This window comes from Bacillus sp. NS1 (assembly GCF_058248265.1).
On record NZ_JBZAZF010000006.1, the window covers coordinates 125,009 to 137,550 of the forward strand.

General features: G+C 44.7%; 13 protein-coding genes. 11 read left to right on the forward strand and 2 right to left on the reverse strand.

Annotated features, from left to right (window positions below):
- Positions 1-132 precede the first annotated feature (132 nt).
- On the forward strand, positions 133-1,494 hold the full coding sequence (locus AC4CV5_RS19050; RefSeq protein WP_490923615.1) for a YcdB/YcdC domain-containing protein: 1,362 nt from the start codon (positions 133-135) through the stop codon (positions 1,492-1,494).
- Between the two features lie 6 nt (positions 1,495-1,500).
- Here the strand turns inward: AC4CV5_RS19050 and cwlK are convergent, their stop codons facing one another.
- On the reverse strand, positions 1,501-2,004 hold the full coding sequence (gene cwlK / locus AC4CV5_RS19055; RefSeq protein WP_222143485.1) for a peptidoglycan L-alanyl-D-glutamate endopeptidase CwlK: 504 nt from the start codon (positions 2,002-2,004) through the stop codon (positions 1,501-1,503).
- Between the two features lie 120 nt (positions 2,005-2,124).
- Between cwlK and rapJ the strand changes: the two genes are divergently transcribed.
- The 6 genes from rapJ (at position 2,125) to znuB (ending at position 8,556) form a co-directional block, all read left to right on the forward strand.
- Positions 2,125-3,246 (forward strand): response regulator aspartate phosphatase RapJ, encoded by a 1,122-nt coding sequence (rapJ, locus tag AC4CV5_RS19060; protein ID WP_248602407.1) that lies wholly within the window; start codon positions 2,125-2,127, stop codon positions 3,244-3,246.
- 108 nt (positions 3,247-3,354) lie between these two features.
- Entirely contained in the window at positions 3,355-4,131 is a 777-nt protein-coding gene (locus AC4CV5_RS19065; protein ID WP_490923617.1) for an SDR family oxidoreductase, read from the forward strand.
- 24 nt (positions 4,132-4,155) lie between these two features.
- On the forward strand, positions 4,156-5,847 hold the full coding sequence (locus tag AC4CV5_RS19070; RefSeq protein WP_490923619.1) for a glycoside hydrolase family 13 protein: 1,692 nt from the start codon (positions 4,156-4,158) through the stop codon (positions 5,845-5,847).
- A gap of 181 nt (positions 5,848-6,028) precedes the next feature.
- The gene (locus AC4CV5_RS19075; RefSeq protein WP_166854377.1) at positions 6,029-7,006 is read left to right on the forward strand and encodes a metal ABC transporter substrate-binding protein; all 978 of its coding nucleotides are present in this window, start codon (positions 6,029-6,031) and stop codon (positions 7,004-7,006) included.
- A gap of 54 nt (positions 7,007-7,060) precedes the next feature.
- Positions 7,061-7,756 (forward strand): zinc ABC transporter ATP-binding protein ZnuC, encoded by a 696-nt coding sequence (gene znuC / locus AC4CV5_RS19080; protein ID WP_072182371.1) that lies wholly within the window; start codon positions 7,061-7,063, stop codon positions 7,754-7,756.
- On the forward strand, positions 7,714-8,556 hold the full coding sequence (znuB, locus tag AC4CV5_RS19085) for a zinc ABC transporter permease ZnuB (protein ID WP_222143489.1): 843 nt from the start codon (positions 7,714-7,716) through the stop codon (positions 8,554-8,556). The genes znuC and znuB overlap by 43 nt, the downstream gene beginning before the upstream one ends.
- A gap of 40 nt (positions 8,557-8,596) precedes the next feature.
- Here the strand turns inward: znuB and AC4CV5_RS19090 are convergent, their stop codons facing one another.
- Positions 8,597-9,592 (reverse strand): LLM class flavin-dependent oxidoreductase, encoded by a 996-nt coding sequence (locus AC4CV5_RS19090; RefSeq protein ID WP_490923620.1) that lies wholly within the window; start codon positions 9,590-9,592, stop codon positions 8,597-8,599.
- Positions 9,593-9,878: 286 nt separating this feature from the next.
- Here AC4CV5_RS19090 and AC4CV5_RS19095 point away from each other — a divergent pair, with 286 nt between their 5' ends.
- Genes AC4CV5_RS19095 through AC4CV5_RS19110 form a run of 4 tightly spaced genes read left to right on the forward strand, consistent with a single transcriptional unit; the run spans position 9,879 to position 12,521 of the window.
- A complete protein-coding gene (locus tag AC4CV5_RS19095; protein ID WP_010332925.1) occupies positions 9,879-10,478 on the forward strand; it encodes a TerD family protein in 600 nt (199 codons plus the stop codon).
- Positions 10,479-10,500: 22 nt separating this feature from the next.
- Positions 10,501-11,082, forward strand: a complete 582-nt coding sequence (locus tag AC4CV5_RS19100) for a TerD family protein (protein ID WP_010332926.1) — start codon at positions 10,501-10,503, stop codon at positions 11,080-11,082.
- A 35-nt stretch (positions 11,083-11,117) separates the two neighbouring features.
- Positions 11,118-11,696: a TerD family protein gene (locus tag AC4CV5_RS19105; RefSeq protein ID WP_373924000.1), complete on the forward strand. Its 579-nt coding sequence runs from the start codon at positions 11,118-11,120 to the stop codon at positions 11,694-11,696.
- Between the two features lie 51 nt (positions 11,697-11,747).
- Positions 11,748-12,521 carry a TerC family protein gene (locus AC4CV5_RS19110; protein ID WP_222143492.1) on the forward strand — a complete coding sequence of 258 codons (774 nt, stop codon included), beginning with the start codon at positions 11,748-11,750 and terminating at the stop codon, positions 12,519-12,521.
- Positions 12,522-12,542: the final 21 nt, after the last annotated feature.

The window sequence follows — 12,542 nt, forward strand, 5'->3', positions numbered from 1 at the left end:
AGTAACAGAAAGAATATCAGAAAACAACGACAATAATAGAAAAGGACCTTTCTTCACTTTAAATGAAGAAAGGTCTTTTTATATAATAAACAGGATTCTCTTTGTCGTAGACTCTTTGAAAGGATGACTTCATTGGTTAATAAACAGCTGAAAAAGAAGGCGCAAGAGATCGGGAATGTACCTCCGCATTATGAGCTTGAAATAGAAGATTACGGCCAAAAGCAAAAGAAGAAGGGGCAGGCATACTTTATCTGGAAGGACCCTGAAGATCCGGAAAAACACATTACAGTTGAACTTGGACATGACGGCGCTTTGCTCACTTTTTCAACAACCGTCTGCTCCGAGACAGACAAAAAACTTCCAGATGCCGAGCTGAAGCTGACTGCTCTTCAATTTGCTGCTGCCAACCATCCAGGCACATTTATGAATTTTCATTTTCAAGGCAAGGAAGAACGGGGGCAGCACATCCGGTTTGTCTATACCAAAATGGAGCTGGGGCTTCCGATTCCCAATTCAGGCTTTTTAGTTGATATGATACGCAGCGGACAGATTGTCCATTTTTTATATTACGGAGAAGAGCATAAAGCCGAAGTTCCAAAGGAATTTGTAGCAAAAGAGAAGGTTATGTCCCATTACTTAAATACAATGACTTTGCAGCTGATGTACGATGTCATTGACGGCGAACAAACACCCAGGCTTGTGTATGAACCGATTCTGCCGGGATACAGCTACCCAGCGGATGTAGACGAAATCGTGCCTGACCAGCATATCGCAGACGAAAGAATAGAAAACGGAGCGCCCCTGCCGCCGCTTCAGAACAAGGAAGAAGTCGATATATTTGCCTTGCTGGGTTTTACCCCTGATATGCAGAAAGTCAGTGAAAGAGACTTTGGAGAAGAAATAGGAAGCACGTGGCGAAAAGGCACTGCGCCGGAGCGTAAGGATTTAAGCATTGGGAGTTATTTTGAAACGAGAAATAAAAACACAATCAAAATGAAGACGGATAAAAAAACCGGAAAATTAAAAGCAGCGCTTTCTTTTATGGACCAGCAGAACAACCGCCAATGCTCAACGGAAGAATGCCAAAGGACAGCGCTTCAATTTTTGTATGCCCTCTATCCGAGAGCAGCTGAATTTTTCAGAGCGAATCCCGTCCGAATTGATGAAAGAGGGAGGGTCCGCAATCATTTTTCTGTCTGGTATAAAGGAGTGCCGCTGCGGTTTGGCGCTGCTCGCATCATTGTCAATCCGGATACGGGAATGGTTGACGCTTTTATGGCACCGGATATTGATCCAGAACAATTGGAAACAATAAATCACAGGCCGGATGTTTCTGCTGAAGAAGCGAAAGAAACGTTTTTGGCCGCATTTGATGTGAAGCTGGAGTGGCAGCCTGATTTTACACCAGGCAGCGATCAGCATTACAAACTCGTATATAAGCCGGTTTATCCTTCCTATATTGATGCGCACATAAGGAAAAAGAAAAGGCTGTGAGGGTGTCTAGTCAGGAATCATCTCCAAGTGGGGATAGTCCTTGAATCGTGTCCAGTCCCCGCCCCACTCAAAACCGAGTTTCTTAGCGATCTCGACAACCTCCAGCCAATCTGATTTTCCGTTTTGATTGCCGTCATATTCCAAATCCCATAAGATGCTGCCATCCTTTTTTTGAAGGGCGAAATCAATAGCTAAACCATAGTTATGATACGATTCCCCTCCTCTTGCATAGGTGACAATATTCCCTTTTTTTGTACGTCCCTGTTTATATAATTCGTCTTGTTCCTTAAAGGACCTGAATCCTTCTGTAATGACGACGGTGATGCCTTTATTCGCTGCTGCGGCCTTGAGGGCATCGGCATTCTGCTTTACAATCGGATGAAGATCCGAAGGGACAGGCATATCCTGCAGGGCATTTTGAGAATGCCATTCGTGCCGTATATAACTAAAACACAGATCAAGAAGAAACAGAATACATAAGATAACAGATGTTTTTACGGGTAATTTCATATCGGTCTCACTTTCTCATGATGTGCTAAATGTTGACGCTTATACGATTGACTCTCTCTAAAAGCGAACAGCTATGATAAAATATAACATAAATAGTAGCAGGAGGAAGGAGGCAGACCGATGAGAGCAAAGATTCCATCTGAGGAAGTGGCAGTAAAGCTAAACGAATGGTACAAGCTCATTCGCGCATTTGAAGCAGATCAAGCAGAAGCGTTAAAGCAGGAGATCGAATACGATTTAGAAGACATGGAAGAAAATCAGGACTTGCTTTTATATTTTTCTTTGATGGAATTCCGGCATCGAATCATGCTTGATAAGCTGATGCCGGTGAAAGACAGCGACACCAAGCCTCCGTTCTCTGATATGCTGAACGAAATTGAAAGCAATCAGCAAAAACTCACAGGCTTATTGGAATACTACTTTTATTATTTCAGAGGGATGTACGAATTTAAGCAGAAAAATTTCATACTAGCGATTGACCATTATAAGCATGCCGAGGAAAAACTCGAATATGTCGAGGATGAGATCGAAAAAGCTGAGTTTCTTTTTAAGGTTGCAGAAGTGTATTATCACATCAAACAAACGTATTTTTCAATGAATTATGCGAGCCAGGCGCTTGATATCTATACGAAATATGAACTGTACGGGCGCCGCCGCGTGCAGTGTGAATTTATCATCGCCGGAAATTTGACCGATGTTTATCATCATGAAAAAGCGCTGACACACTTGTGCAGCGCCTTAGATCATGCCAGGCAGCTGGAAGAAGCGTATATGATCGCCGCTGCCCATTATAATGTCGGGCACTGTAAGTACAGTCTGGGCGATTACAGTGAAGCGGAGGGCTATTTCAAAACAGCCGCCGCCATTTTTGAGGAGCACAACTTTCAGCAGGCCGTTCAAGCCGTTTTTTCACTGACCCATATCTACTGTAAAGAGGGAAAATACGATAAAGCGGTAGAGACGTATGACCGTGGGGTAAAGAGCGCCTCTGAATGGAAAGATGACATATATTTGACGAAATTCCGCCTCATTCATGAGCTGTATCTTGGAAGCGGCGACCGGAATGTACTTAAAGAATGCTTTGACCTGCTGGAATCCCGCCAGCTTCTTGCCGATGCTGAAGATCTGCTGCATGATACAGCGGAACGTTTCAATCAGCTGGAACGCTACGAGTCCGCCGCTTTCTTTTACCAAAGGCTGATGAATATTAAAAAGAAGCTTGCTGAGCAGCGTTTTCAATAGGAAATGGCAGAGAACATAATCGGTTCTCTGTTTTTTTGTGCTGTTTTTAACCCGGAAAAATAGGGTATTTTCCACTGCATAATGGAAAATCAGAGGAGGATATCGTTTATGTATAAAGATTTAACCGGAAAAACAGCGATTGTGACAGGTTCTTCAAAAGGAATCGGGAAAGCCATTGCGGAACGGTTTGGACAGGAGAACATGAATGTTGTTGTGAACTACCACAGCGACCCATCTGGAGCCGATGAAACGATGGACATCATTAAGCATAACGGAGGGAAAGCTGTCGCAGTTGAGGCAGACGTGTCAAAAGAAGCAGGGATTCAGGCGCTCTTGGACGCCGCTTTAGAGCATTTCGGCACGCTCGATATCATGGTGAACAACTCCGGCTTTAACGGCGCGGAGGCCATGCCGCATGAGATGAGTCTAGAAGATTGGCAGAGAGTCATTGATGTCAACGTCACAGGAACCTTTATGGGAGCAAAAGTAGCGCTTAACCACATGATGAAAAACAACATCAAAGGCAATGTGCTGAATATCTCGAGCGTTCACCAGCAGATCCCGCGCCCCGTCAACGTTCAGTATTCCACGTCCAAAGGCGGCATCAAGATGATGACAGAAACGCTGGCACTCAACTATGCGGATAAGGGAATCCGCGTCAACGCGATAGCGCCCGGCACCATTGCCACAGAATCAAATGTTGATACGAAAAAGGAAGAGAACAGACAAAAACAATTGAAAAAGATTCCGATGAAAACCTTCGGAAAGCCGGAAGAAGTGGCGGCAGCAGCGGCTTGGCTCGTATCTGAGGAAGCGAGCTATGTGACCGGCACAACACTATTCGTCGACGGCGGAATGACACTTTATCCATCTCAGCTTGAATAGAACACAAAACAGGGGGATTGCGGGATGAAAACAGACTGGTGGAAGGATGCGGTGGTGTATCAAATTTATCCGAGAAGCTTTCAGGACAGCAATGGAGATGGAATTGGAGACCTGCGGGGGATCATTTCCCGCCTTGATTACATAAAGGAGCTCGGGGCAGATGTGATTTGGATTTGCCCGATCTATCCTTCTCCGAATGTTGATTACGGCTATGATGTGACGGACCATAGGACGATTATGGATTCATACGGAACGATGGACGATTTTCACGAACTGCTTGACCAGGTGCACCAGCGCGGTTTAAAGCTGGTGATGGATTTTGTGTTAAATCACACCTCGGTCGAGCATCCGTGGTTTAAAGAAGCGGAGCTGGACAAAAACAGCAAATACCGCAGCTATTACTTTTGGCGCCCCGGTACAAAGAATGGTCCTCCGACGGACTGGGTGTCTGACTACGGATGCCCGGTCTGGCAATACGAGGAGCACACGGGAGAATATTATCTCCACATGAATGCCGTCAAACAAGCTGATTTAAATTGGGAACATCCTGAGGTGCGCCAAGCGGTGTTTGACATGATGAGGTTTTGGCTCGATAAAGGGGTGGACGGCTTGCGCATTGATCAGCTCCATCTCATTTCTAAGAAAGAATATCTTCCTTCGTATGAGGACTATATCAATCAGCAGGCAGAGCCAAAGCCTTTCCAGCCAAATGGCGAACGAATTCATGACTATTTAAAAGAAATGACAGATGAAGTATTTTCCCGGTACGATGTGATGTCTGTCGGAGAGGTTGGCAGTGTCACACCGGAGGAAGGGCTGAAGTATACGGGAACCGATAAGCATGAGCTGAATATGATTTTTCACTTTCAGCATATGGAGCTTGACCAGCAGCCAGGAAAAGAACATTGGGATGTAAAGCCCCTTGAGCTTTCTGATTTAAAATCGGTTTTGACAACATGGCAAAAAAAGCTTGAACATGAAGGCTGGAATACGTTGTATTGGTGCAACCACGACCAACCCCGGATTGTGTCCAGGTTCGGAGACGATGGGGAATACCGCAAAGCATCTGCGAAAATGCTCGCCACCGTTCTTTATCTCATGAAGGGAACGCCTTATATTTATCAGGGAGAAGAAATCGGGATGACAAACGCTCCGTTTACCCGGATTGAGGACTACAAAGATATCCAAACGATTAATATGTATCATAAACGGGTGTTTGAAAAAGGCTATGATCCGGAAGATGTGATGAAATCGATCTTAGCCAAAAGCCGGGATCACGCTCGGACGCCGATGCAGTGGAGCAGCGGCAAAAATGCCGGATTTACTGACGGTACGCCTTGGCTGAAGGTCAACCCGAACTTCACGTCCATCAATGTGGAAGAGGCGCAGACAGACGCTGATTCAATCTTAACCTATTACAAAAAGCTGATCAGCCTGAGAAAGCGATACGCTGATCTCATCAAAGGAAGCTATGAACTTTTGCTTCCGGATGATCCGCAGCTGTTTGTATACATGAGAGAAAACGGCAAACAGCGGCTTTTGTCGGTCAATAACTTTTCAAAAGAGCAGGCTGTTTTCCGCTGGCCTAAGCAATGCGGCAAGGATCAGTCATCCCTGCTTCTCAGCAATTATAAAAACAACGGCGACCTTGCTGACGAAATGGTGTTACAGCCTTATGAGAGCAGAGTGTATCTTCTGGACAATACAATCAAATGATTCAGCCCGGCATTTTCAGCCGGGTTTTTTAAGTGCATATATTCGCGCCATAGACGGGAAAAATAAAATCAAAATGAAAATTAACTTGCAAAACGTAATGACTTCGGTTTATTATGATATAGGATTACAAAATCGTTATCATTTTGATTTAAGTGAATATGAAAAAGAGGGGATATACGATATGTTTAAAAAATGGAGCGGTTTGTTTGTGATTGCAGCGTGCTTTTTAATGGTTGCAGCATGCGGCAACTCATCAACAAAAGGGTCGGCGGATTCTAAGAGTGATAAATTGCATATTGTCACAACGTTCTACCCGATGTATGAATTTACGAAACAAATTGTAAAAGACAAAGGCGATGTGGATTTGTTAATTCCATCTTCCGTCGAACCGCATGATTGGGAACCGACGCCGAAAGACATTGCCAACATTCAGGATGCTGATTTGTTCGTTTATAATAGTGAATACATGGAGACATGGGTTCCATCAACTGAAAAAAGCATGGGTCAAGGTCATGCCGTTTTCGTCAATGCGAGCAAAGGCATTGATTTAATGGAAGGCTCTGAAGAAGAACATGAAGAGCACGGAGAACACGAGGAGCATGAGCATGGGGAGCATGAGCACAGCCATGAAATGGACCCTCACGTATGGCTCAGCCCTGTTCTGGCGCAAAAGGAAGTTAAAAATATAACGGCGCAAATCATAAAACAGGACCCGGATAATAAAGAATACTACGAGAAAAATAGTGCAGAATATATTGCAAAACTGCAGGATCTTGATAAACTATATCGTACAACCGTAAAAAAAGCGGCGAAGAAAGAATTCATTACGCAGCATACAGCTTTCGGCTATTTGGCAAAAGAATACGGCTTGACTCAGGTTCCGATTGCAGGGATTTCTCCTAACCAAGAGCCAAGCGCAGCTGACTTGGCAAAGCTGAAAACATATGCCAAAGAACATAACGTAAAAGTGATTTACTTTGAAGAAATTGCATCCTCAAAGGTCGCAGAAACGCTTGCCAATGAAATCGGCGCGAAGACAGAAGTGCTCGATACACTGGAAGGCTTAAGCAAAGAAGAACAGGATAAAGGTTTAGGGTATATCGACATTATGAAACAAAACCTCGATGCCCTGAAAGATTCACTATTGGATAAATCATAAGATAGTGTGCGCCGGAGGGTGCACACTATTTCTTTGTGAGAAAGGAAGATTGACATGAATCTCGTCTCATTGAAAGATATCGTTTTCGGCTATTCCCACACGCCTGTGTTGGATAAGGTTTCACTTGATATTGAAAGCGGAGAGTTTGTCGGCATCACAGGACCAAACGGGGCCTCTAAATCGACGCTCATGAAGGTGATGCTCGGCATGCTGAAACCGTGGGAAGGCACGGTGACGATCAGTAAAAGGAATACAGAAGGAAAACGCCTGACGATAGGGTACGTTCCGCAGCAAATTTCTTCATTTAATGCCGGCTTTCCGAGCACAGTACTGGAGCTTGTTCAGTCAGGCCGCTACACAAAAGGAAAATGGTTTAAACGTTTAAATGAAGAAGATCATCTCGAAGTGGAAAAAGCACTGAAAATGGTGGAAATGTGGGAGCTCCGCCACCGGAAAATCGGCGATTTATCAGGCGGACAGAAGCAGAAAATCTGTATCGCCAGAATGCTTGCCAGCAACCCGGATCTCTTAATGCTGGACGAACCGACAACAGCCGTTGACCACGACAGCAGAAAAGGATTTTACGAATTTATGCACCATCTTGTGAAAAATCACAACCGAACAGTTGTGATGGTCACTCATGAACAAAATGAAGTACAGCAATTTTTAGATAAAGTGATTCGATTAGAGAGAGGAGAAAAAGGCGGATGGAAATGTTTGACTTGGAATTCATGCGACGAGCTTTTCTAGCAGGCGGCATGATTGCCATCATGGCCCCGATACTAGGGGTGTATCTCGTTCTCAGAAGACAGGCCTTAATGGCTGACACACTTTCACATATTTCATTGTCAGGTGTTGCCATCGGCTTTTTCCTCAGCACCAATATTACCGCGGCGAGCATAGTCGTCGTGACCGTCGGCGCAATCGGGATTGAATACATGCGGCGGGCATACCGGACATACTCGGAAGTATCGATTGCCATTTTAATGGCGGCGGGTCTGTCCTTCGCGATGTTTTTAATCAGCCTTTCGAAAGGCGCCGCCAATATGAGCATTGACCAGTACTTATTCGGGTCGCTCGTGACGGTTAACCAGCAGCAGGTCTATATTATCGGCATCATTACATTGTTGATCCTGCTCTATTTTATCGTATTAAAAAGGCCGCTCTACCTGCTGACATTTGATGAAGCAACAGCCAAAACGTCCGGAATCAATACAAACATTCTGTCGATGTCATTCAGTATTGTCACTGGTCTTGCGATCTCAGTTATTATTCCAATTATCGGCGTACTGCTCGTATCGGCACTGCTCGTATTGCCGGCAGCTTTCGCCATTAGAATCGCAAAAGGCTTTAACATGGTATTTATGTCAGCCATTCTCATTTCCTTATTCAGTGTATTTATGGGACTGACATCATCTTATCAGCTCGGCACACCGCCAGGGCCTTCCATTACCCTGCTGTTAATTGTTCTGCTCTTGATCGGATTTGCAGTTCAAGGGATATGGACGTTTATCAAAAAAGAAACCCAGCGTAAAAAAGGACGCAGGTAAAAATAAAAAGCAGTTTTTCCTTCAGGAAAAACTGCTTTTTTTATAGAAATAACTCTGCAAGACGCTCATAGGATTCTTTTTTCGCCTCAAAGTCAAACACATTGCAAAGAACCATCATTTCATTTGTTTCATAGCGGTCAACTAGCTCTAGAAGCTGCTGTTTTACAGTGCTTGGAGAACCGATGACCATGCGCTTTCTGTTTTCTCGTATTTGGTTTTTATCTGATTCGGTATAGTGGTATGCTTTCGCTTCCTCAATACTTGGCACCCTGCTGTCCAAGCCTTTCCCGACGCGAAGAAGCCACAAATCTTGGCTTAACGCGAGCTCCTCTGCCTCTTCATCTGTTTTTGCGCAAATGACAAAGATCGTAAACAGTGCGGTTGGAGATGTGAAATGGGCTGATGGCTGAAAGTTTTCACGATAGACGCGAAACGCGCTTTCCCCTCGTTCGGGGTTAATAAAATGTCCAAATACATATCCGATTCCCTGATGGGCCGCTCGCCTTGCGCTGTTTTCCCCCAATCCAAGCACCCAAAGCTCCGGCACTGTATCAATAAGAGGCGCTGCTTTGATCCCGGCATACGGATGCCCGGCGGGAAGCGAATCGGTCAGAAAATAAGAGACATCCTGAAGCTGTCTGTTAAAATCGGTTAAGCTTTTTTTGATGCCGTCGGTTAATGCGAGCCGGGTTTTCGTCGTTCCGCCCGGCGAACGCCCGAGGCCGAGGTCAATCCGGTTCGGATACAAGGCCTCAAGCTGGCGAAAGGTTTCGGCCACCTTAAACGGGCTGTACTGAGGCAGAAGCACACCGCCAGACCCGACACGAATCTTGTTGGTGTGAGCCGCGATGCGTGCGATCATAATTTCCGGTGCCGTGCTTGCCAGTCCTTTCGTGCTGTGGTGCTCGGCAAACCAATAACGCTTATAGCCCCACTCTTCACTTCGTCCGGCCAGCTCAACCGAATGCTGAAGGGCTGTCATGGGGCTTTCTCCTTTAGAAACAGGTGCCTGATCAAGTATGCTTAAATGAATCAAAAGGCCGCTTCCTTTCCGTTGCTTTTTAGAATGTGATACAAGAATAGGCAAAATGACTCGCTCACGTCAAATGGTTTGTTTAAGATCCGTCATTCATATGATTTGCTAAAGATATATCAAATATGGGAGATTTTTTTCGAGGATTTTCGTCAATTATTCTAAACTTTTACGAAACTTTGATATAATAAAAAACGTATATATTAATAATTTACAGGCATTCAAGTTACGTTTGTACGTAAAAATAAATGTGACTATATTCACATTTCGATGATTAGGAGTGAATCGTGTGGCAATTTCTTTAGAAAAAGGTCAGCGAATTGATTTAACAAAAGGAAAAGCGGGTCTGTCAAAATTGATGGTGGGTCTCGGCTGGGACCCTGTTTCATCAGGCGGCGGCTTTTTTGGAAAGCTGCTCGGCGGAGGCGGACCAAATATTGACTGTGACGCATCAGTGCTGATGCTGGAAAACGGCAAGTTCACTGATAAAAAAAATGTCATTTATTTTGGAAACCTGAAAAGCCGCTGCGGCAGTGTCAAGCACACAGGTGACAACCTGACAGGCGACGGAGCGGGCGATGATGAGCAGATTTTAATTGATTTGGCGAAAGTGCCTGCCAACATTAATAAGCTTGTATTTGTTGTGAATATTTATGATTGCGTAAGAAGAAAACAGGATTTCGGCATGATTCAAAATGCTTTTATCCGTGTTGTTGATCAATCAAATCATGAAGAAATGCTCAAATACAATTTGAAAGACAATTATGCTGGCAGAACAAGCCTGATTACGGCTGAAATCTACCGCCAGGACGGCGAGTGGAAATTCGCGGCGGTCGGCGAAGGCACAAACGATACAAGATTAGAAGATATTGTCAACCGATACGTATAAAAGAAAAAGGAGTGGATGAAACATGGCAATTTCATTGGCAAAAGGACAAAAAGTAGATTTAACAAAAACGAATCCGGGTCTTTCAAAGGTTGTTGTCGGTTTGGGCTGGGATACGAATAAGTATGACGGCGGACATGACTTTGATCTTGACTCAAGTGTGTTTCTTTTAGATGCGTCTGGAAAATGCGCATCTCAAAATGATTTTATTTTCTATAATCAGCTTGAAGGCGGAAACGGTTCAGTCGTTCATTCAGGCGATAACCTGACAGGCCTTGGCGAGGGTGATGACGAGAATGTAAAAGTCAATCTCAGCGCCGTACCTGCCAATATCGACAAAATCTCATTTGTGATCACGATTCACGAAGCGGAAGCGCGCAGCCAAAATTTTGGACAAGTGTCAAATGCGTTTGTGCGCATTGTCAATGAAGAAACAAATGAAGAGCTTATTCGTTACGATCTTGCGGAAGATTTCTCTATTGAAACGGCAATTATCGCTGGAGAGCTTTACAGACACAACGGCGAATGGAAATTCTCCGCTATCGGCTCAGGCTACCAAGGCGGTCTTGCCCGCATCGCAACAGATTACGGCCTGCAAGTCGGTTAAGACATATTACGAAGAGCAGAAAGGAGAGAGGCAGTATGGCCATTCAATTAGCAAAAGGACAGCGTGTGGATTTAACGAAAACAAATCCGGGACTTACAAAAGCGGTGATCGGTTTAGGCTGGGATACAAATAAGTACTCAGGCGGACACGATTTTGACCTGGATGCTTCAGCCTTTTTAGTGGATGCGCATGATAACTGCGTGAATGATCTCGATTTCGTCTTCTATAATAACCTTGAGCATCCGAGCGGCGGTGTCATTCATACGGGTGACAACCGCACCGGAGAAGGCGACGGAGATGATGAGCAGATCATCGTTGATTTTTCAAAAATCCCTGCTCACATTGAGAAGATCGGCATCACAGTTACCATTCATGACGCGGAAGCACGCAGCCAAAACTTTGGACAAGTTTCCAATGCGTTTGTGCGTGTTGTTGACGAAGAAACGCAGAATGAGCTTCTTCGCTTCGACTTGGGAGAAGATTTCTCAATTGAAACTGCTGTTGTCGTTTGTGAGCTTTACAGACACGGCGGCGAGTGGAAATTCAATGCGATCGGCAGCGGTTTTTCCGGCGGGCTGGCTGCATTGTGCCGGAACTACGGTTTGCAAGTGTAAGCGAGTGACAAATAGAGAAGTCACCGTTTCAAATTAATAGGAGGAAAAAATTTGGACTTTTTACATCATATCATGTCTACGTATGCTTCATTTTTCGATTGGAAAATGTGGGGGGAAGTGCTTTCTGACCCTGTTTCCTGGGGTCTGATCGGGTCCCTTGTTGTTCTGGAAGGCCTTTTATCGGCCGATAACGCGCTTGTTCTTGCGGTGATGGTCAAACATCTGCCGGAAAAACAGCGGAAAAAAGCGTTAACGTATGGTTTGTTTGGAGCTTATATTTTCAGGTTTATTTTCATCGGGCTCGGTATGCTCCTCATTAAATTCTGGTGGATCAAGGTGCTTGGCGCGCTTTACCTGGCTTGGCTCGTCATTAAGCACTTTTGGATCGGAGAAAAAGAAGAGGAAGCAGACGGTATTAAGAAAAATTCTTGGATGGTCCGTACATTCGGTATCTTCTGGGCGACTGTTATTTCAGTTGAATTAATGGACCTTGCCTTCTCTGTGGACAGCATCTTGGCCGCGTTTGCGGTATCTGAAAAAGTATGGGTTCTTCTGATCGGCGGTATGCTTGGTATTTTAATGATGCGTACAGTGGCAAAAGTATTCCTTGTGCTGATCGATAAAATCCCTGAGCTTGAAAACACAGCATTCGTGTTAATCGGAATTATCGCGCTGAAAATGGCAGGGAGCGCTTTCCATTATGAAATGCCGCATTCTGTATTCTTCATTATCATTATCGCTGCATTTGCGGTGACATTTATCATTCACTATATCAACAAACAAAAGCAGGTGCGCGAACAAACAGCTGCGTCAAAAGAAGAATAAAACAAAACAAGGAGGGAGTTT